Genomic DNA, 18,755 nt, shown 5'->3' with positions numbered 1-18,755 from the left:
TTATCGCTTTTAACCCGGCGCCGGCAGCCGTAAGCTCACCCTCAATGATTGCCGTAGGGTGGAAACCGCGAAGCGATTTTCCACGCTGGCGTATCGATCGCGTGGACAAGGCTGCACCGTTGTCCACCCTACGCTCACCCCGACTGCGTGTCGGCACCCTCCAAGGAGCCTCGCATGACCTCATACCGCACCGGCCCGGACAACCGCGGGCTGTTCGGCCGCTTCGGCGGCCAGTTCGTCGCCGAAACCCTGATGCCACTGATCAACGAGCTGGCCGCCGAATACGAAAAGGCCAAGACCGATCCGGCCTTCCTCGAGGAGCTGGCCTATTTCCAGCGTGACTACATCGGCCGCGCCAGCCCGCTGTACTTCGCCGAGCGCCTGACCGAGCAGTTCGGCGGCGCGAAGATCTACCTCAAGCGCGAAGACCTGAACCACACCGGCGCGCACAAGATCAACAACTGCATCGGCCAGATCCTGCTGGCCAAGCGCATGGGCAAGCAGCGCATCATCGCCGAGACCGGCGCCGGCATGCACGGCGTGGCCACCGCCACCGTGGCCGCGCGCTTCGGCATGCAGTGCGTGGTCTACATGGGCACTACCGACATCGAGCGCCAGCAGGCCAACGTCTTCCGCATGAAGCTCTTGGGCGCCGAGGTGATCCCGGTCACCGCCGGCACCGGCACGCTGAAGGACGCGATGAACGAGGCCCTGCGCGACTGGGTGACCAACGTCCACAACACCTTCTACCTGATCGGCACCGCCGCCGGCCCGCACCCCTACCCGGCCATGGTGCGCGACTTCCAGTCGGTGATCGGCAACGAAGTACGCGAGCAGATCATGCAGAAGGAAGGCCGCCTGCCCGACTCGCTGGTCGCCTGCATCGGTGGCGGCTCCAATGCCATCGGCCTGTTCCACCCGTTCCTCGATGACGAGTCCGTGCAGATCGTCGGCGTCGAAGCGGCCGGCCACGGCATCGAGACCGGCAAACACGCCGCGAGCATGGCCGGTGGCGCACCGGGTGTGCTGCACGGCAACCGCACCTTCCTCTTGCAAGACGCCGACGGCCAGATCACCGATGCGCATTCGATTTCCGCCGGCCTCGACTACCCAGGCGTCGGCCCTGAGCACGCCTGGTTGCACGAGATCAAGCGCGTCGAATACGTGCCATGCACCGACGACGAAGCGTTGAAAGCTTTCCACCTGTGCTGCCGACTGGAAGGCATCATCCCGGCGCTGGAGTCCGCCCACGCCCTGGCCGAAGCCTTCAAGCGCGCGGCGAAGCTGCCCAAGGATCATCTGATGGTGGTCAACCTCTCCGGCCGCGGCGACAAGGACATGCAAACCGTCATGCACCACTACGACGAACAGGAAGAACATATATGAGCTCGGTGAACTCCCGTCTGCAGACGCGCTTCGCACAGCTGAAGCAGGAAGACCGCGCCGCGCTGGTGACCTTCGTGACCGCCGGTGACCCGGACTACGCCACCTCGCTCGCCATCCTCAAGGGCCTGCCGGACGCCGGCGCCGATGTCATCGAGCTGGGCATGCCGTTCACCGACCCGATGGCTGACGGCCCGGCGATCCAGCTGGCCAACATCCGCGCTCTGGCGGCGAAGCAGAACCTGCCGAAGACGCTGCAGATGGTCCGTGAATTCCGCGAATCCAACAGCAGCACCCCGCTGGTATTGATGGGCTACTACAACCCGATCTTCGCCTACGGCGTCGAGCGCTTCGTCAGCGATGCGAAAGAAGCCGGTGTCGACGGCCTGATCGTCGTCGACCTGCCGCCGGAGCATAACGACGAACTCTGCGACCCGGCCCAGAGCGCCGGCATCGACTTCATCCGCCTGACCACCCCGACCACCGACGACCAGCGCCTGCCGGTCGTGCTAAACGGCAGCTCGGGCTTCGTCTACTACGTCTCGGTGGCCGGCGTGACCGGTGCAGGTTCCGCCACCCTGGAACACGTCGAGGAAGCGGTAGCGCGCCTCAAGCGCCACACCGACCTGCCGGTGTGCGTCGGCTTCGGCATCCGCACCCCGGAACAGGCCGCCGCCATCGCACGGCTGACCGAAGGCGTGGTGGTGGGCTCGGCACTGATCGACCAGATCGCCGGGGCCAAGAGCCCTGAGGCTGCGGTTGAAGGCGTGCTTGGCCTGTGCCGCGAGATCAGCGCCGGAGTACGTGGCGCCCGCGGCTGAGGCTTTAATGCCGTAACCGAAAAGCCGCTGCCCCCGTGAGAGGGCAGCGGCTTTTTTCATTCCTGTAGCGGGCTTTTCAGCAGATTCCGGCCGACCGGCATCAGGCATGGACATGCCGGCGGCCCCGCCCAGCGCCGGCAGGCGACACCCACGCGTGGCGCCCCTTGTGGGCTCAGCCTTTCTTTTTCTTCTTCTTCAGTGCCTTCAACCGCTGCGCCGCGCGCTCTACCGTGGACTTCTTGTCCGGCCGCTTCATGCGCTTCCATTTGCGGATCTCGTCCTTGGTGCGACCACAGCTGGTACACACCTCGTCCGTGAGCTTGCAGACGGAAATGCACGGATTCTCGACGTCCTTGCCCATGGTCAGTGCCGTGTCGTGGCGTTGCGGGCCAGGCGACGTTGCCAGTCACCGCCATCGTCGCGCTTGCAGGCTTCCTCGCTGTCGAAGCGCACCGGTGCAATCAGGGCATCCATGTCCACACCCGCCTCAGCGAGTGCCGCTCGGGTAAGCGCCTGCATGCGTGCGCCCTGACCTTGGGCAATCGCCAGAGCGCGCTGCGCCTCCGTGACGAATACCCAGGTGACCTGCAGGCTCTCGGGAAAGCGCGCGTAATCGACCTCATGGGTGAGCCAGCTGAATCCGACGATCTCCGCCTTGCCCGCCTCGCAGGCCTGGCTCAGGCAGCTGGAGAGTTGCCGTTCCATACGGGTCTGGTCGCGTTTGCTGAGGGACATCGTGAAGTCCTGTTACGGTTTGGCCCCGAGCCGAAGGGACAGTAAGCAGGAGTCTAACGCGACCCCTGCATGCCGGACCGTCGGCACCGCTTGTTGTCAGTACCACTGATCGATTACTGACTATGCTTGCCACGCTCGCAGCAATCTCACACAGCGAGGCTCTAGCGTGGGCTGTAGGCATTCACGAAGGAGGACCCTGGGCGCTACAGCTTGCGGTAGCGGCGGCACTGCTGAACGACGTATTTGCGCACATGCTGCACCTTCGCCCAACCCGCCTCATCCATGCCAACCGTCTGCAGTTCAGCTTGCAACTCGGCGCTATTGGCAGCTGGCTCGAGCAGATCCAGCATTTGCCGCAGCTCCCGCAGTACGAACGGCGGCGCGAGGCCCATGTGGCGCGCCAGCTCTTCCCAATCGGCTCTGCGCAGCTGCTGCGGATGGAAGTTACTGCCGACCGCGAAACCAAGGCTGGGGCTGTAGGGCAGCACCATCGTACATACCAGGTCATAGGCCGGCGCCAATGACCAGCGCCCCTTGGCGTCTTGTAACAGCGAAATGTTCTTGGCATGGCCATCGCTGTTGCCGGCCAGCACGTTGAATATCTGCCAGCGCAGCAGCTGGCGCACCTGCAGCGCAGGCATGGCCGTCACCGCGCGCAACAGGTCTGCGCAGGCAGCCAGCGTCGGGCCGCCCTCTTCCTGGTACTTGAGCCGCCGCGGATAGCCAAGCGCCTGGCACATGTCCTCCTGGTGCACACGCTCGATCTGGTTATCCACTCGCTCACGATCGTAACGAGTCACAGCAAGATATTGAGCCTTCCCTGCCTGACCTGCGTGCGAGTCGGATACCACAAGCCCAGCGATCCGAGCCAGGCGGTTCATATAGAGTTCGTTGAAAACCAACGCCGGCTTTAGCGAGAACTTGATCAGATGCGAAGAAGCGGAGGCGCCGCGCGGGAGGTAGAGCTGGCCGCCTTCGAGGATTACGGGAATCTTGTCCTGGGCGCCGGCAAGCGAAAGCCGTGTCGCCTTGCCCGGCTGGAACAAGGCGTAGCGCTCCTTACCCTGCGCCCAGCGCGCCAGCTGATTGGGGTCGACCGGCTCCTGGCCAGATTCGATCAACGCATCGGCCCGCTCCGGGTCAACAATGCGCAACGCACCGGCACAATCACCACCGATGGCGGCCAACAGCGAAAAGTCGTTATCAGCGATCCCAAGCCGGTTCACCAGCAACTGCCGCGAAGCTTCTTCGGGAAGCAGATTGGCAAACCAGTTATGTGCCGTGCCGAGCGTTGGCGCAAACATACCGGTTGCAAGCGGCAAGCTATTGGAGATTGCAAACCGCGCTGCTTCGCTATAACGAAAACCCATGCTGCGGCCATCGTCACCCAGCCAAAGCTCACCGATACGGCAATCACCCCGGTAGACGCCGAGCAGTCCGCTCACAGGTCGCTCCCGTCACGTCTAGCCGCCAACAGCTCGATGCCAAGCGTATGGCACACGTTCAGCACCCGCCCGAACGAACAGCTCTCGCGGCCATTTTCCAGCTCGCTCAGAAAGCGCACGCTCACGCCACATAGACCGGCAGCGTCCACCAGACGCAGCCCCTGCCCCTTGCGAGTGCGCTGGATCAGTTTGCCCAGCTCGGCCATCGAAACAAATGCGGTAGGTCCACCCATTTTCCCGTTCCGTACAATTTGGTCTTCGGAAACAGCTCATTCCCAATTTTTTCCCAATAGGGAAAATACTCTCCGTCGCTGGCGAGTGCACTGGATTTTTTACCGATCGGGAAAAAGATCTTCCAGCTCATCTCAACAACCACCTCGCAGAACAAACCATCGGTCATCGATGACCAATATCGAGCCGCTTGATTTCGACAGCGCCGGCTGAGGGCGTAGCATGCCCTGCACATCCCCAGAGCCACCGAGGAGGTTGTTCATGCCTGATACCCCTTACGTCCCGCCGAAGGTCTGGACCCACGACGCGCCTTCGGGCGGCAAGTTCGCCAGCATCAATGCCCCCACCGCTGGTACGCGGGAGGAGAAGGCCTTGCCGGTGGGCAAACATCCGCTGCAGCTCTACTCGCTGGCGACGCCCAATGGCGTGAAGGTCTCGATCATGCTCGAAGAGCTGCTCGCCGCCGGCCACAGCGGCGCCGAGTACGATGCCTGGCTGATCAACATCGGTGAGGGCGATCAGTTCGGCAGCGGCTTCGTCGAGATCAATCCCAACTCGAAGATCCCCGCGCTGGCCGATCACAGCGTCGACGGCAAGCCGCTACGGGTGTTCGAGTCCGCTTCGATCCTCGCCTACCTGGCGGAGAAGTTCGGCGCCTTCCTGCCCACGGAAATCCGTGCGCGTACCGAGACGCTGAACTGGCTGTTCTGGCAGATGGGCTCGGCGCCCTTCCTCGGTGGCGGCTTCGGGCACTTCTACGCCTACGCGCCGGAGAAGTACGAGTACCCGATCAACCGCTACGCGATGGAGGTCAAGCGCCAGCTCGACGTGCTCGACCGCCAGCTGGCGGAGAATCGTTACGTTGCCGGTGACGAATACACGATCGCCGACATGGCGATCTGGCCCTGGTACGGCGTGCTCGCGCGGGGCGAGCTGTACGACGCTGGCGAATTCCTTTCCGTGCAGGACTACAAGCACGTCCAGCGCTGGGCCGCGGAAGTCGCCGAGCGCCCGGCCGTGATCCGCGGGCGCAAGGTCAATCGCACCTGGGGCAATGAATCCGAACAGGCCCCCGAGCGCCACAGCGCTGCCGACCTGGACTGAACCGCAACCTGATCGGGCGGAGGAAGGCGCGAAGCCTTTCCACCGCCCTTGATCTTGCCCTGGCAGGCTGCCCGGCCCCGTCTGCCGAGGGGGCCTGCTTCAACGCTCCTCATCGCCGCGCAGTCCTCCGCGCAGCGACCTGCACTGCCCTCCTCCGACCGCTGATCCTCCACGCTGAACTATGCCGGTGCGCTCCGACCCAATGTCTATGAGCGCCGTTAAATCCGCGATAGACGCGGCCATCATCGCGACACGCGCAGCGCTCACATCCCGGTTGTTCAACACAACGTGAGGTGGATCATGAGACATACACTGGTAGCAGCGTTCGCAACGCTGACCGACGCCAACCGCACCCGCGGCGATCTGATGTCGCGGGGCATAGCGCGCGAACAGATTCACGCCATTGGTGCCGAGAGCGCCGATATCCATGCCTACGATGCGCCCTACACCACCACTCCCGACGTCCCGGTGGATCGTACGCATCACGAATCCAAGGTCACGCATTTCTTCAAATCGCTGTTCGGCCATGAACCGCACGAAACGCACCGCCACTACGCCACCGCCTATCCAGATGCCGTACGCCGCGGTGCCCTGGTGATCGCCGTGGATGTCGACGATGAAGATCAGCTGGCCAAGGCGCGCGATGCTCTGGAATACAACGGTGCCATCGACATCAACGAGCGCGGCGGCACCGGCACAGTCGAAGGCTATCCAGGCCCGAGCAGCCCCTATGCTGGCGCGACCGGCGGCGACAGTCACCTCGACAAGCACTTCAGCGCAACCGGCACGGCAACCGCTGGCAGCGACCGACCTCTGAGTGGCGCGCACACCGGCGACGGTGCCCACATCGGCAATACAACCGCGCCCGGCGCCGACCCGACCGATTACAACGACCGCAGCTCGGCCGACACCGGTCGCTATGACATCGGCGGCGCGGCCAAGCGCGCCGGCACCGACTACCCGGACACCACCGCCACCACGGCACCCACCGGTGCCGGCGCGACCGGCCACGGCAGTAGCCCGGACACGCCGGAAGTGGCACCCGGCGTCGGCACCCGTGACGCCGGCCTCTGCCGCGACCGCATCTGCGTGATCCAGCGACCGAGCTGACCGCTGCTGCGCAGTACCACGGGCCGCATCACGCGGCCCGTTTTATGTCATGTCCCGGCCGGGCGGCCGCACCCTGCCGACGCGCAATCCATCACGGCCTTAGCCTGCTGCGACGATTGGCGCAGAGCCCGACTGCTGAGTGCTGGATGCACCTGGCGTATGCTGGATTCATCCGGCAGCCCGAGTGCTGCCACGCCCTGCGAGGGCCAAGTCATGCATCTGCCGACAATCGTCCCGTCTTGCCTGCTGCTGTGCTTGTCGGTATTCCCCGACGTCTGGGCCGCACAGCTGGCCATGGAACAGACGGAAGGCGACTCGAAGAGCGCCTTCGTCCTGCATGAAGGCGGCAACATGCACACCGACCAGGCGGCCCTGCGCGAGCGTCGCGCCAAGGCGTACGAAGTGGAGCTGCGCGAAGCCCACGACGAGCTGATGGCCGCCAAATACGCCATCACCCAGAAATACCTGGCCAAGCTGCCAGCCCATGAGCGCGAAGCTATGCAGGCCGAAGTGGCCGCGCAGCACGCCACCTTCGCCTACCGCTACCCCGAAGCCCACGCGCGCTTGCTGCAGAGCAATCCGCACAAGACCGAGATCAGCCAGGACTGACGGGTCCCGAGGGCAACCCGCGCAGGGTGAAAAACGGCAACGCCTTTTCCACGCGCCCGCGTCACCGCACCACGAAACGCGAGGAGTTCACGGCGTCTAGCGCCCGCGCCGCTCCGCGCCCAACGCCCGCCGCAGCCCGGCTCGGCCAATCACCAACGCCAGACATTCCTCCGCCGCACCCAGGGCCGCATTGACCAGCGGCCTCGGCTGATAGGGCTTGCGCAGGCTCAGCCCGACCCTGGATGCGACCAGCGCCGCCGTCGCACCGAGCAAGGCCGGCACCAGCACCGGCTCGCGACGGACACCGGCCAGCGCCGCCGCGCTGACGCCGCCGGACAGCGCACGAAACATCATCGACGGCACGATGGTGCGATCCGGCGCGAAGGGCATCTTGTCGCCGATCATCTCGCTGGCCGCGAGCGTTGGCAGAAAGGTCTGCGCGGTGTCCGACGTCAGCAGTTGCGCAGCCTCCCCCGCCCCGGCGAGATCATCGCGCTCGCTCAACGCCCGGCTGACCAGCGTCGGCGCCAGCATGCTGCGCATGCCCGTCACCGCCCCGATCGCCAGGGCGGCCCATAACAAATTGCTCGAAGTCGACATCGTCAGATCTCCCGGTGGTTACCAATACCGACCGGGCGCCCGACGCCAGCGTTCGGCTGCGCAGCGCAGCCAGCGACGGATGACACGCTCGCAGTGCTCACCACTGGTAGAGCCCGTAGGCGAACACGCCAAGGCCAAAGCCCATCTGCGCCAGCAACAGCGCGCGGATGGCAAAGGTGTAGCTGATCACCCGGCTCTGCCCAAGCGCATCGGCAGCGAACAGCCGGTGGCTCTCGGGAAACTCGGCTTCCATCTCCTTCAGCGCAGTGATGGTCAGCTCCAGCAGCTGCCGGCTGCGTGCATCCACCAGCCAGAACACCTGCGCCAGCAAGACGGTAAAGGCACCGAGCAGAATCAGCAGCCCGGGCGAGAAGCCGCGCTGCAGCGCCGCCAGCACACCGCCATCGGCGAAGATCGCCAGCACCACGAAGAAGTTGAAGCCACGCAGGCGCTGCTCGGCATTGAGCTTGAAATGCGCCCAGACAAACTCTCGACCATCCACGCGATTGCCCTCAGAGGAAACCAGCTGCTAAAGCAACGCCACGCGGCGCAGCGGCAGCGATCACTCAGATAAGAGCGTCGGCTCCGGCAATAAATCCCGCCGGAAGGCGCGGCGCTCAGGCCGGATCGACCAGGTCCTGCCACTGCGCGTGGCGCTCGATGTAGCTGGCGATGAACTCGCACTGCGGCACCACCCGCTTGCCGCGGCGCCGCGCATCCTCCAGCGCGGCCTTGGCCAGCACACTGCCAAGCCCCTGCCCGGACAGGCTGGGGTCGACCTCGGTATGGGTAAAGACCATCCGCTCGCCCTGCTCGCTGTACTCGGCGGCGCCGAGTGACTGGCCGTCGACCAGCAGCTCATAGCGCTGCTGCGCGGCATCGTGGCGGACGGTGGCTTGTCGATCGCTCATGGCGGGCTCCCTCTCAGTTAATGACTGCGCTAGAGGTACGAGTGGGCGCAATGTATGAGGGTTCAGGTGGCGCGACGACGAACCGGAATGCGCCGTGCGCGTTGCTCAGGGCCTTGCAAGCCCGCGCCATGGCGCTGCTCCAGAGGTAGCGGCGGCAAGGGCTTTTGGTAACTGATAGAGGCTTGGCAGAGCAGGCAGGCCTTGAAGCTGGCGTTAGCCTCGTGCGCCGCTCGTTTGGATTTCAGCGTGACCGCCCGACACGACGATCGCCTGGTTATTGCTGAATGGGCGAAGCGCCAATACCTGCCCATACTCCTTCAGCACCTGCTCGACGGCCTCGTCGAACGGCGCATTTCGGTAGTGCGGCAGCGGGTAGAAATCGACCAGCCCCAGGGCGGTGTAGGACTCCAGATCAGGCGCCGCAGTGACGTCGTCCAGAGCCCGAATATAGTCAATGCTCGGGGCGAGTATCGCGGAGCCGGCGGATTCGCCGATATAGCACTTCCCGGCCCTGACCTGTTCCGCGATCAACCTGTCCGCGCCCTTGCGCTTCAGCTCCTGCAGCAGAAAGAAGGTGTTGCCGCCTGACACATAGATGTAATCGCCACGTTCGAGCTTGCTGACGATCTCGTCCTGAGTTGCGGTTGAAACCTCGAGTTCATTGATCACCAGACCGGCTTCGACAAGCGCCTCCCTGGCCGCAACAAGGTAGGAATTGACCTCCTCGGCAAGGCTCGCCGTAGGAATCAGCGTAACCGTCCTGCCGCGGCACTCGCCTCCGGTGAACCTGACAAACAAGTCCACGACCTCAGCAAAGGAGGATGTCAGGAAGATATTCATGGTCACCTCTGCGCTCGACTGGATTTGGGCTCGCCAGACTCGCCCCTGTTCTGAGAAAACGGCCGGATAGCTGATACAGACCTGCTGCGCTGCGTGGGAGTGCCGCGAGTGCGCCACGCTTCGACCGCCTCGACGAACTCACCCGCTACCGATCCCACGCCCGTTCGAATCAATCCACCCCGACAAAACCTCCGGTCTGGTGCTGCCACAGCCGCGCATAGAGCCCGCCGCGGGCGATCAGCTCGGCGTGGGTGCCGGTCTCGATCACCTGCCCCTGGTCGATCACCACCAGCCGATCCATGCGCGCGATGGTCGACAGCCGGTGGGCGATGGCGATCACCGTCTTGCCTTCCATCAGGGTATCCAGGCTCTCCTGAATCGCCGCCTCGACCTCCGAATCCAGCGCCGAGGTGGCTTCGTCGAGCACCAGGATCGGCGCGTCCTTGAGCAGCACCCGGGCGATGGCGATGCGCTGCCGTTGCCCGCCGGAGAGCTTCACGCCGCGCTCGCCCACCATCGCCTCGAAGGCCAAGCCGCCCTGGCTGTCGTCCAGGGTCTTGATGAAGGTGTCCGCACGGGCCTTGCGCGCCGCGGCCCAGAGTTCTTCCTCGGTGGCGTCGGGCTTGCCGTAGCGCAGGTTGTCGCGGATCGAACGGTGCAGCAGCGAGGTGTCCTGGGTGACCACGCCGATATTGGCGCGCAGGCTTTCCTGGCTGACCTCGGCGACGTTCTGCCCGTCGATCAGGATGCGCCCGCTCTCCAGGTCGTAGAGGCGCAGCAGCAGGTTGACCAGCGTCGACTTGCCCGCACCCGACGGCCCGACCAGGCCGATCTTCTCGCCCGGGCGAATGTCGATGCTCAGCCCGCTGATCACCCCGCCCTGCTTGCCGTAGTGGAAATGCACATCCTCGAAGCGCACGCCGCCCTGCTCCACCTGCAACGGCCTGGCGTCCTCAGGGTCGAGCACATCACGCGGCCGGACGATGCTCTTCATGCCGTCCTGCACGGTGCCGACGTTCTCGAAGATGCCGTTGACCACCCACATGATCCACTCGGCCATGTTGTTGATGCGGATCACCAGGCCCAGCGCCAGGGCGATGGCGCCTGTGGTGATCAGCGCCTCGCTCCACAGCCACAGCGCCAGCGCGCCGGTGCCGACGATCAACAGGCCGTTCATGCAAGTGATCAGGAAATCCAGGCTGGTTATCACCCGCGACTGCAGGCGGAACTTGCCAAGCAGCTCCTGCATGGCCTCGCGGGCGTAGCCCTCCTCCCGCGAATGGGCGAACAGCTTGAGCGTGGCGACGTTGCTGTAGCCGTCCACCACCCGCCCCATCACCTTCGAACGCGCCGCGGAAGCCGCCGCCGAGCGTGCGCGGATGCGCGGCACGAAATACCAGAGCGCGGCGCTGTAGCCGACGATCCACAGCAGCAACGGCACGATCAGGCGCAGGTCGGCGGCGGCGAACAGATACAGCGCACTGCCCGCATAGACCACAACATGCCACAGCGCATCGATCACCTGCATGGCCGAATCGCGCAGCGACGGCCCGGTCTGCATCACGCGCTGGGCGATGCGCCCGGCGAAGTCGTTCTGGAAGAAGTTCAGGCTCTGCTTGAGCACGTAGCGGTGGTTCTGCCAGCGGATCAGATTGGTCAGCCCCGGGTTGATCGCCTGATGCGTCAGCAGGTTGTGCAGGCCGAATACCAGGGGCCGGATGACCAGCGCCACCGCCGCCATCCACAGCAGTTCGTTGCGGTGCTCAGTGAAGAAGGTCCGCGCGTCATCAGTCGTCTGGGCCATGTCGATCAGTTGGCCGAGAAAAGCTGAACAGCGCCACCTCGATCAGCGCCGCGAAAAAGCCGACCACCAGCACGGCCGTCATCAACGGCCAGACCTGCTTCAGGTAATGGCCATAGAAGCGCAGCATCCCGGCCGGCGGCTCTACGTCCGGGCTGGGCTTGAAGACATCGATCAGGTTTTCGAAACGGCGGAACAGCATGGGGAAGTCTGCTTTGTGGCGAGGTGGGCGAACGTCATTCGCAAATACGACCGCTCTGGCGCGGCATCCCGGTTGGACGCCCCGAGCCCCGGAGCGTTTCGTCAACCACCTGCCCTGCCCATCGATTCGCATCGGTGGACAAGCGCAGCGTTGTCCACCCTACGCCACTCCGCCTCCTCTGCCGACACCGGGCATACGTAGGGTGGAAAACGGCGAAGCCTTTTCCACGCGCTACTTTCAGGCCACCTCGTTAGTCCTTCGGAACCGATCCCGGCCGCAGATACGGCAGCATATGCGCCACGTAATCCGCCTTGCCCAGCTCGATCCCTTCCTTACGCAGGATCGAATACGCGGTCATCACATGAAAATAGAACTGCGCCAGCGTCCAGTCGCGGGCGTACTGCTCCGCGGTCAGGTCGAAGATCATCCCGTTTGCCAGCTCATGGGCGATTGGCTTGTCCGCGTCCATATCCAGCGCATCGGCGGCGAGGCCGTCGAGCAACGCCACCGTTTCTTCGATCCGGGCATAGGCATCGGCCAGCGTGCCCGGCCGCTCACCCGCCTGCCGCCCCTCGTCCAGCAACTCGTTGATCACCGCCGGGAAGGCCTCGCCTCTCAACCGGGACACGGCTTCCCGCGCCTGCACACAGGCAAACCGAACCTGAGTCGACAGCGGAAACATATCCGGCGCTAACCGCGCGGATAACAACGCCTGCGCCTCCGCTTCCGGCAGCAGGGCCTGCGCCTTCTTTAGCCAGCCGGAGAGGGTTTTGAGCATTTGCGTGTAGGTTGGGACGAGGAGGGTTGTTAGCTGCATAGGTTTACCTTGAGAGAGGCGATCTACGCCGATTAGGTGACAGCTTTACTTGTTGGACCTATCTACCTGAAGGTAAGTAATTCTTTCTTCTTTTTTAAGGCAGGCCGGGTAAACATTCCAGCAAAAAAGCTAGCCGCTTCAGCAGCTTCTTTAGAATTTAAGCTCTAGGTCGCCTTCAAATGCATATTCACTACCCTCTTCAATCCAACATCCTGAAATCGATAAGTACTTATCCGCGTCCTCCAATAACCGAAATCTTAGCCTGCATGGCACACCTTGCTGCCCCGTTTCCTCTTGTCGAGAGTTCACCATGTCAGATTCGAAAAAATCACTTCGTAACTGAGCCACTCCAGAACGCCGCCATTTCCCTTGACCACCCCAACTGGCTATGACCTCGAAAGCTACAGATGATCTATCATCGCGAACAATAAAAGATATGACATCGATGACGTCATCATCTTCAAAATACAACTCACCTTGATACTTCACAACTCACCTCGTTACCTCAAAAATTAATCTGTGCTCTTCATATGAGAGCGACTTTATTTGCCTACAGGCTTGCTTTTGCTTGCATTTCCTTTCCGCCACTTTAAATTTAGTGGTTAGATTTCTTCGATTGGATTAGGTATATCCGCAAGTATCTCTTCTCGATCGCAGTGCCGCAGAAAGAAGTATAGGGAGGAATCAATTATCTTGAGAACTTTACCACCGCGATCGTAATCCACAAACGGTGGTTGAATCCGCTTCGCTATCTGATGCTGAGTTAGATTATGTAGAAATTGCCCAAGGTCACTGGACCTGACATCTTCAGGTCGATGATGTATTTTTCGGATTTCCTCAAGAAGTCGCCCCCGCGTCAAACCTTTTTGAATATCGTCGAAATCCTGAGTTAGAAGCAATTTTACGAAGTAGTATGGGTATGCCAGCGATGGCTTCCCGCTCTGCGCGCTTTTCCGAACCCTAACATCTACAAAAGACTCGAAGTTCCGGACGTGACGGACACCGTACTCATTGGCTTTGTCTTTCTTAGCTTTCTCCAAGTTTTCCTTGGTTATCAATACCTTGTGCGCGGAGGTTTCTTTTACACCCGCATCTAGACAACAAAGCTTGCACAGCTCTTGAACAACGCCAACGCTATCGAATGACTCAGCAACTAAGGCCTCTCTAACCTCGGAAAAATCAACATTAAGCAAAACTTCTCCTTTTTCGAGAACGGATAAGAAGTCTGATTTATCCCAGGGTTCAACTGGGACTTCTGTTACTCGATCTAGCAGGTCGCCGTTAAACTGAACGAGTCTATTAGCTTCACGCCATATACCAAGAACAATAAATACATAGTGATGATCTTGAAATATCCGAAGATCGTATGCCAACGACTCTTGCACTTCGTGAGGCAGATAATGGAAATTTTCCAATACAATAAACTTGCAAAAATTTTGCGCATGCAAAACTTCTGATACGTCCTGCGCCAAAGCGAGATTATATTCGATGTGGGTTTGCGTTCTAGATGTTCCATCTTGCACTTTATCGGACAGCTCGGCCTTTACGTCACCGCTTCCGATGAATGGAATCTTCACCTTGAAGCCGCCACCAACCTTACCCCCATGTTCATAGCTTGCTTCGACACTTTCAGACTCGAGAAAGGTAACTCCAATTTGGCGAAGAACGGATTTGTAGATGTCGATCGTGGTAGTTTGCGGGGAGCATTCAACCTTGATGTAGTCCTCCGGCTTTAGGTGCTTCAGAATTAGAGAAGTTTTCCCCTGCTTGGACGATCCGTAGACAATAACTTCATTTCCGCTGCTAAGTGCTTCCCGGAACCGTTGATCGACAGCCTCTCGTTCAATATATGATTTTATAAGAGTACTCTTCACGCCAAAAACATCGATCGTTTTATGATTCATTCACTATTCTCTCGATAAAGGGGACAGATCCATTTATTTAGCTATGTAACTCGTTCCCACCTACCCAAGCAAATTTCCATTCTTGAGTTAGAGAGCGGAGATACTGCAGCGCGGATGCAGGACGAAGAAGTCGGGATAGCGCGCCTTGAGCCCGACCGGGACGCTTCTCCAGAGGTAATCGCGGTCCGGCAGCTTCTCCAGCTGCTCGGCAGAACGCCGCTCGCCGGGCGTGCCGAACTGGCATTGCGAGCGAACAGTAAAAAAGCGCGTCATCTGTACCTTCCTTGGTAGCGGACCGGTGCAGACCGTAGCGTCGCAGCGGAACCGTGATCGAGTGCGCAGTTGCTGCGCGTGCTGGCACATTAGCCACTGCTTCCGTATGGGTAAAGCAGACGATGGATTAATCCTCGGTTTTCACACTGTCGACTGACGCGCGGTCATTCGCGCCGTTTGCACTTTCCCGCCGCCTACCCTGTCCACCCCTGCAAGGCTCAGTTGCGGAGGTGGTCGTGGAAGGCATGTTTTTCAGTAGCGGAACGACGTTGATACGCACGCTGGTGGTGGGCGTGCTGGCCTATATCAGCCTGGTGCTGTTGTTGCGTCTGTCGGGACGGCGGACGTTGTCGAAGATGAATGCGTTCGATCTGGTGGTGACGGTGGCGCTGGGTTCGACCTTCGCGACGATTCTGCTTAATCGCAATGTGTCGCTGGCCGAAGGGGTGCTGGCGTTCGCGCTCTTGATCGGGCTGCAGTATGTGGTCACCTGGTCCAGCGTGCGGGTGGCGTGGGTGCGGCGTACGGTGACGGGCGAGCCTGCGTTGCTGTTCTATCGCGGGCGTTTTCTCGGCGATGCCTTGCGCGCGGCGCGGGTGACCGAAGACGAAGTGCGGGCCGCCGCGCGCAGCCAGGGGCTGGCCGCGCTGGATGGCATCGAGGCGGTGGTGCTGGAGACCGATGGCAGTTTCAGCGTGATCACCGATGGCGCCGGCGACAGCCGTTCCACGCTGGACGGGGTGAATGTGCCGGGGCCGAATGAAAAGGGTGTTTGAGGGTGGCACCCTTCGCCGGCGGCTGATCGACGCGCCCGCCGCCGGGCGCCCGCGCCGGTCCGGTTGCAGCCGCGCGGTGGTGCCGCCAGACTCGTTGCTTTCCGCCACCCCTTCGATGCGACCTCACCGATGAAAACCAACCTCGACGAAATGCTCGCCTTTGTCAGCGTGGTCGACAGTGGCTCGATCAGCGCCGCTGCCGTGCAGCTGGAACAGACCGCTTCGGGCGTCAGCCGGGCGTTGAGTCGGCTGGAGGACAAGCTGGCGGTGACGCTGTTGCGCCGCACCACACGGCGCCTCGAGCTGACCGAGGAGGGCGAGGTGTTCCTGGCGCAGGCGCGGCGCATTCTGGCCAGCGTTGAGGAGGCCGAGGAGCAGATGGCGCTGCGACGGCAGACCCCGGCGGGGCGCTTGCGGGTCAACACCGCTTCGCCGTTCATGCTGCATGTGATCGCACCGCTGATCGGCGACTTTCGCGCGCGCTACCCGCAGATTGAGCTGGAGCTGTACAGCGACGACCGCATCATCGATCTGCTGGAGCGGCGTACCGACCTGGCCATCCGCATCGGCCCGCTGCCGGATTCCAGCCTGCATGCGCGGCCGCTGTGCCACACCATGCGCCGGGTGCTGGCGAGCCCGACCTATCTGCAGCGGCACGGCGTGCTGGAGAGCGTCGAGGCGCTGGCCGGGCACAGCCTGATCGGCTTTACCGAGCCGGACCGGCTCAACGACTGGCCGCTGCGCCATGCGCTGGGGGAAAGCTGGCGGATCACCCCGGCGCTGCGTGTCTCCAGCGGCGATACGGCGCGTGAACTGGCACTGGCCGGTGAGGGGCTGGTGTGCCTGTCCGACTTCATGACGGACAGGGATCGCCAGCGCGGCGAGCTGGTGGAGGTGCTGGCGGCGCGGCGCGTCGACGTGCGCCAGCCGATCAACGCGGTGTACTACCGCAACAGCGCGCTGGCCTCGCGCATCGCCTGCTTTATCGACTTTCTCAGCGAACGCCTGGGCGCGTAGCCGGCCACCCCTCAGCCGTTGCCGAGAATCTCGCCGACCTTGCTGGCGAAGACATCGATGGCGAAGGGCTTGGTGATCACCGCCATGTCCGGGCCGAGAAAATCGTTGGCGGCGAAGCTCTCGGCATAGCCGGTGGCGAACAGCACTTTCAGGCCGGGGCGTTGCTGGCGGGCGATGTCAGCCAGTTGCCGACCATTCATGCCGGGCAGACCGACGTCCGAGATCAGCAGGTCAATGCGTTGCCCGCTCTCGGTGATACGGAGCGCTTCGCTGGCTTCGCCGGCTTCCAGCGTTTCATAGCCCAGCTCGTTCAGCACTTCGACCACCAGCGCGCGTACCACCGGCTCATCCTCGACCACCAGGATGGTTTCGCCGGCGCCTGTGGGCGTGCGTTCGGGTTCGTGGGCGAGGGCGGTGACTTCGCCCTGATGTACCGGCAGGTAGAGGTGCACCCGCGTGCCGATATCCGGCTCGGATTCGATCTGGATGTAGCCCTTGGACTGCTTGATGTAGCCATAGACCATCGACAGCCCCAGTCCGGTGCCCTGGCCGATCGGCTTGGTGGTGAAGAACGGCTCGAAGGCTCGCGCCATGACATTCGGCGCCATGCCGGTGCCGGTGTCGACGACGCTGAGCAGCACATACTCACCCGCGGCCATGCCGCTTTTATTTGAATCGGGTGACTTGCCCATGGTGAAGCTGGCGGTCGAAAGTGTGATCCGGCCGCCGTAGGGCATGGCATCTCGCGCATTGATGACGAGGTTGATCAGCGCGGTCTCGAGCTGATTCACATCCATGCAGGCCGGCAGCAACCCGCCGCTGAGGCGCGTCTCGATGGTGATGTTCTCGCCCGTGGTGCGATGCAGCAGATCCTCCAGCGAGGCCACCAGCTGGTTGACGTCGACCGGCTTGAGGTCGAGCGCCTGCTGCCGTGAGAAGGCCAGCAGCCGCTGGGTCAGCGCGGCGGCGCGCTGGGCGGACGTCACGGCGCCGCCGATATAGCGCTCCAGCTCCAGCGGCTCGTTGCGCTGATGGCGTCGCTGCATCAGGTCGAGGCTGCCGATGATGCCGGTCAGCAGGTTGTTGAAGTCGTGGGCGATACCGCCGGTGAGCTGGCCGACGGCCTCCATCTTCTGCGCCTGGCGCAGGGCTTCTTCGGCGCGGCTGAGCTCGGTGACCTCGGTGGCCACCCGCGCTTCGAGGGTCTCGTTGAGCTGGCGCAGGCTGTTCTCGCTGACGCGCAGCGCGTCTTCGGCATACCTGCGTGCACTGATGTCGGTGCAGGCGCCAGCGACATAGGCGAGCGTGCCGTTGGCATCGCGAAAGGCCTTGGCCTTGCAGGCCAGCCAGCACTCCGCGCCGGCACGCAGCAGACGAAACTCCGCGGTGTAATCGTCGCCCCTGGCGTAGTGAGCAAAGGCCAGCCGTACATCGGCGCGGTCTTCGGGATGGACCTGCTCGACGAAGGTATCGACGCTGGTCACCTTCAGCCCGAGCGGCAGGCAGAAGAGCTGCTCCAGCCCGCTGTCCAGGCTGAGGCTGCCATCACTGAGAAACCAGGTGAAGGTGCCGATGCCGGAAGCGAGCAACGCAGCGCGAAAGCGCTCCTCGAAGTGGCTGAGACTGTCGCTGTGCTCCCGCTGGACCTCCTCGGTCACGTCTTCGACCTGGTGGATGATGTAGAGCACCTCACCCCGCTGATCGAGCACCGGAACATTCAGCGGCCGCCAGTAGCGCAGCTCGAAACCGCCGCCCAGCGCTGCGGGCCGGGGGATGTCGTAGCGGGTGATCGCCATGCGATCCGGCGCGCGGCTGCGCAGCACACGCTCAAGCGAGTCGCGCAGTACACCGGTGCCGAACTCGGTTGGATCGTCCGGATTCTTGCGGAACACGTCGAATACCGGTCGGCCCACGCTTTCTTCCCTGCGCGTGTGGGTGGCGCGCAGTTGCGCGTCGCTTGCAGCGAGGATGGTGAAATCCTGATCAGGCGCGAGGATCAGATGCAGGTTGGGGACGGCTTCGAATATCGCCTGATAGTTGAGCGTCTGCGTCATCGGACTAGCGGAACCCTTGAATGAAACCTCGGCCGGGCGCTTCCATCTGCCAGAGGTTTAATAGTGTGAATGGGCGTGCGTTCTCTCGGTGCGTCAGAGCGGAATCGGCTATGTCCCGACTC

20 protein-coding genes and 1 pseudogene are annotated in these 18,755 nt (G+C 62.5%); 7 read left to right on the top strand and 14 right to left on the bottom strand.

The window, feature by feature from the left end; all coding sequences use genetic code 11:
* The first annotated feature begins 174 nt into the window (after positions 1-174).
* Together trpB and trpA are read left to right on the top strand one after the other, a co-directional pair.
* Positions 175-1,386, top strand: a complete 1,212-nt coding sequence (gene trpB / locus RT582_RS16935) for a tryptophan synthase subunit beta (RefSeq protein ID WP_313478690.1) — start codon at positions 175-177, stop codon at positions 1,384-1,386.
* The gene (trpA, locus tag RT582_RS16930) at positions 1,383-2,204 is read left to right on the top strand and encodes a tryptophan synthase subunit alpha (protein ID WP_313478689.1); all 822 of its coding nucleotides are present in this window, start codon (positions 1,383-1,385) and stop codon (positions 2,202-2,204) included. Before trpB ends, trpA begins: the two co-directional genes overlap by 4 nt.
* A 172-nt stretch (positions 2,205-2,376) precedes the next feature.
* Here the strand turns inward: trpA and RT582_RS16925 are convergent, their stop codons facing one another.
* The 4 genes from RT582_RS16925 to RT582_RS16910 form a co-directional block, all read right to left on the bottom strand.
* A complete protein-coding gene (locus RT582_RS16925; RefSeq protein WP_313478687.1) occupies positions 2,377-2,565 on the bottom strand; it encodes a DUF1289 domain-containing protein in 189 nt (62 codons plus the stop codon).
* Positions 2,566-2,567: 2 nt separating this feature from the next.
* The gene (locus tag RT582_RS16920) at positions 2,568-2,939 is read right to left on the bottom strand and encodes a hypothetical protein (RefSeq protein WP_313478684.1); all 372 of its coding nucleotides are present in this window, start codon (positions 2,937-2,939) and stop codon (positions 2,568-2,570) included.
* 203 nt (positions 2,940-3,142) lie between these two features.
* The gene (locus RT582_RS16915; protein WP_313478681.1) at positions 3,143-4,384 is read right to left on the bottom strand and encodes a type II toxin-antitoxin system HipA family toxin; all 1,242 of its coding nucleotides are present in this window, start codon (positions 4,382-4,384) and stop codon (positions 3,143-3,145) included.
* Positions 4,381-4,617: a helix-turn-helix domain-containing protein gene (locus tag RT582_RS16910; protein WP_230357644.1), complete on the bottom strand. Its 237-nt coding sequence runs from the start codon at positions 4,615-4,617 to the stop codon at positions 4,381-4,383. The genes RT582_RS16915 and RT582_RS16910 overlap by 4 nt, the downstream gene beginning before the upstream one ends.
* Before the next feature lie 259 nt (positions 4,618-4,876).
* Here RT582_RS16910 and yghU point away from each other — a divergent pair, with 259 nt between their 5' ends.
* From yghU to RT582_RS16895, 3 genes are all read left to right on the top strand, one after another.
* Complete coding sequence (yghU, locus tag RT582_RS16905) at positions 4,877-5,719, top strand: glutathione-dependent disulfide-bond oxidoreductase (RefSeq protein WP_313478678.1); 843 nt, start codon at positions 4,877-4,879, stop codon at positions 5,717-5,719.
* Positions 5,720-6,019: 300 nt separating this feature from the next.
* The gene (locus tag RT582_RS16900; protein WP_313478675.1) at positions 6,020-6,829 is read left to right on the top strand and encodes a hypothetical protein; all 810 of its coding nucleotides are present in this window, start codon (positions 6,020-6,022) and stop codon (positions 6,827-6,829) included.
* A 213-nt stretch (positions 6,830-7,042) separates the two neighbouring features.
* Complete coding sequence (locus RT582_RS16895; protein WP_313478673.1) at positions 7,043-7,438, top strand: hypothetical protein; 396 nt, start codon at positions 7,043-7,045, stop codon at positions 7,436-7,438.
* 96 nt (positions 7,439-7,534) lie between these two features.
* On the opposite strand, the gene RT582_RS16890 is transcribed toward RT582_RS16895, so the two are convergent.
* From RT582_RS16890 to RT582_RS16850, 9 genes and pseudogenes are all read right to left on the bottom strand, one after another.
* Positions 7,535-8,038, bottom strand: a complete 504-nt coding sequence (locus RT582_RS16890; protein WP_313478670.1) for a DUF4126 family protein — start codon at positions 8,036-8,038, stop codon at positions 7,535-7,537.
* Between the two features lie 97 nt (positions 8,039-8,135).
* Positions 8,136-8,540 (bottom strand): hypothetical protein, encoded by a 405-nt coding sequence (locus RT582_RS16885; protein WP_042925965.1) that lies wholly within the window; start codon positions 8,538-8,540, stop codon positions 8,136-8,138.
* A 115-nt stretch (positions 8,541-8,655) separates the two neighbouring features.
* A complete protein-coding gene (locus tag RT582_RS16880; protein ID WP_313478668.1) occupies positions 8,656-8,949 on the bottom strand; it encodes a GNAT family N-acetyltransferase in 294 nt (97 codons plus the stop codon).
* 213 nt (positions 8,950-9,162) lie between these two features.
* Positions 9,163-9,789: a Type 1 glutamine amidotransferase-like domain-containing protein gene (locus tag RT582_RS16875; RefSeq protein WP_125878319.1), complete on the bottom strand. Its 627-nt coding sequence runs from the start codon at positions 9,787-9,789 to the stop codon at positions 9,163-9,165.
* A gap of 169 nt (positions 9,790-9,958) precedes the next feature.
* Positions 9,959-11,792 (bottom strand): annotated as a pseudogene (locus tag RT582_RS16870) (ABC transporter ATP-binding protein).
* A gap of 250 nt (positions 11,793-12,042) precedes the next feature.
* Positions 12,043-12,609, bottom strand: coding sequence for a DUF1993 domain-containing protein (locus RT582_RS16865; RefSeq protein WP_313478664.1), 567 nt, complete (start codon positions 12,607-12,609; stop codon positions 12,043-12,045).
* Positions 12,610-12,759: 150 nt separating this feature from the next.
* Positions 12,760-13,098, bottom strand: coding sequence for a hypothetical protein (locus RT582_RS16860; protein WP_313478661.1), 339 nt, complete (start codon positions 13,096-13,098; stop codon positions 12,760-12,762).
* Positions 13,099-13,211: 113 nt separating this feature from the next.
* Positions 13,212-14,513: a hypothetical protein gene (locus tag RT582_RS16855; RefSeq protein WP_313478658.1), complete on the bottom strand. Its 1,302-nt coding sequence runs from the start codon at positions 14,511-14,513 to the stop codon at positions 13,212-13,214.
* Positions 14,514-14,600: 87 nt separating this feature from the next.
* Positions 14,601-14,786 carry an NERD domain-containing protein gene (locus RT582_RS16850; RefSeq protein WP_313478656.1) on the bottom strand — a complete coding sequence of 62 codons (186 nt, stop codon included), beginning with the start codon at positions 14,784-14,786 and terminating at the stop codon, positions 14,601-14,603.
* A 236-nt stretch (positions 14,787-15,022) separates the two neighbouring features.
* Here RT582_RS16850 and RT582_RS16845 point away from each other — a divergent pair, with 236 nt between their 5' ends.
* Together RT582_RS16845 and RT582_RS16840 are read left to right on the top strand one after the other, a co-directional pair.
* Positions 15,023-15,562, top strand: coding sequence for a DUF421 domain-containing protein (locus RT582_RS16845; RefSeq protein WP_313478653.1), 540 nt, complete (start codon positions 15,023-15,025; stop codon positions 15,560-15,562).
* A gap of 129 nt (positions 15,563-15,691) precedes the next feature.
* Complete coding sequence (locus RT582_RS16840; RefSeq protein ID WP_313478650.1) at positions 15,692-16,579, top strand: LysR substrate-binding domain-containing protein; 888 nt, start codon at positions 15,692-15,694, stop codon at positions 16,577-16,579.
* Positions 16,580-16,590: 11 nt separating this feature from the next.
* Here the strand turns inward: RT582_RS16840 and RT582_RS16835 are convergent, their stop codons facing one another.
* A complete protein-coding gene (locus RT582_RS16835) occupies positions 16,591-18,633 on the bottom strand; it encodes a hybrid sensor histidine kinase/response regulator (protein WP_313478647.1) in 2,043 nt (680 codons plus the stop codon).
* Positions 18,634-18,755 lie beyond the last annotated feature (122 nt).

This window comes from Stutzerimonas kunmingensis (assembly GCF_032106285.1).
GTDB classification, from domain to species: domain Bacteria; phylum Pseudomonadota; class Gammaproteobacteria; order Pseudomonadales; family Pseudomonadaceae; genus Stutzerimonas; species Stutzerimonas kunmingensis_B.
The sequence above is the reverse complement of the archived record's forward strand: the minus strand, read 5'-3'. Positions and strand labels throughout refer to the sequence as shown.

Bases quoted from the DNA above. Each gene is read 5' to 3' on its own strand.
- trpB (WP_313478690.1), top strand. From the start codon at position 175: ATGACCTCATACCGCACCGGCCCGGACAACCGCGGGCTGTTCGGCCGC.
- trpA (WP_313478689.1), top strand. From the start codon at position 1,383: ATGAGCTCGGTGAACTCCCGTCTGCAGACGCGCTTCGCACAGCTGAAG.
- RT582_RS16925 (WP_313478687.1), bottom strand. From the start codon at position 2,565: ATGGGCAAGGACGTCGAGAATCCGTGCATTTCCGTCTGCAAGCTCACG.
- RT582_RS16920 (WP_313478684.1), bottom strand. From the start codon at position 2,939: ATGTCCCTCAGCAAACGCGACCAGACCCGTATGGAACGGCAACTCTCC.
- RT582_RS16910 (WP_230357644.1), bottom strand. From the start codon at position 4,617: ATGGGTGGACCTACCGCATTTGTTTCGATGGCCGAGCTGGGCAAACTG.
- yghU (WP_313478678.1), top strand. From the start codon at position 4,877: ATGCCTGATACCCCTTACGTCCCGCCGAAGGTCTGGACCCACGACGCG.
- RT582_RS16900 (WP_313478675.1), top strand. From the start codon at position 6,020: ATGAGACATACACTGGTAGCAGCGTTCGCAACGCTGACCGACGCCAAC.
- RT582_RS16895 (WP_313478673.1), top strand. From the start codon at position 7,043: ATGCATCTGCCGACAATCGTCCCGTCTTGCCTGCTGCTGTGCTTGTCG.
- RT582_RS16890 (WP_313478670.1), bottom strand. From the start codon at position 8,038: ATGTCGACTTCGAGCAATTTGTTATGGGCCGCCCTGGCGATCGGGGCG.
- RT582_RS16880 (WP_313478668.1), bottom strand. From the start codon at position 8,949: ATGAGCGATCGACAAGCCACCGTCCGCCACGATGCCGCGCAGCAGCGC.
- RT582_RS16875 (WP_125878319.1), bottom strand. From the start codon at position 9,789: ATGAATATCTTCCTGACATCCTCCTTTGCTGAGGTCGTGGACTTGTTT.
- RT582_RS16865 (WP_313478664.1), bottom strand. From the start codon at position 12,609: ATGCAGCTAACAACCCTCCTCGTCCCAACCTACACGCAAATGCTCAAA.
- RT582_RS16855 (WP_313478658.1), bottom strand. From the start codon at position 14,513: ATGAATCATAAAACGATCGATGTTTTTGGCGTGAAGAGTACTCTTATA.
- RT582_RS16850 (WP_313478656.1), bottom strand. From the start codon at position 14,786: ATGACGCGCTTTTTTACTGTTCGCTCGCAATGCCAGTTCGGCACGCCC.
- RT582_RS16840 (WP_313478650.1), top strand. From the start codon at position 15,692: ATGAAAACCAACCTCGACGAAATGCTCGCCTTTGTCAGCGTGGTCGAC.
- RT582_RS16835 (WP_313478647.1), bottom strand. From the start codon at position 18,633: ATGACGCAGACGCTCAACTATCAGGCGATATTCGAAGCCGTCCCCAAC.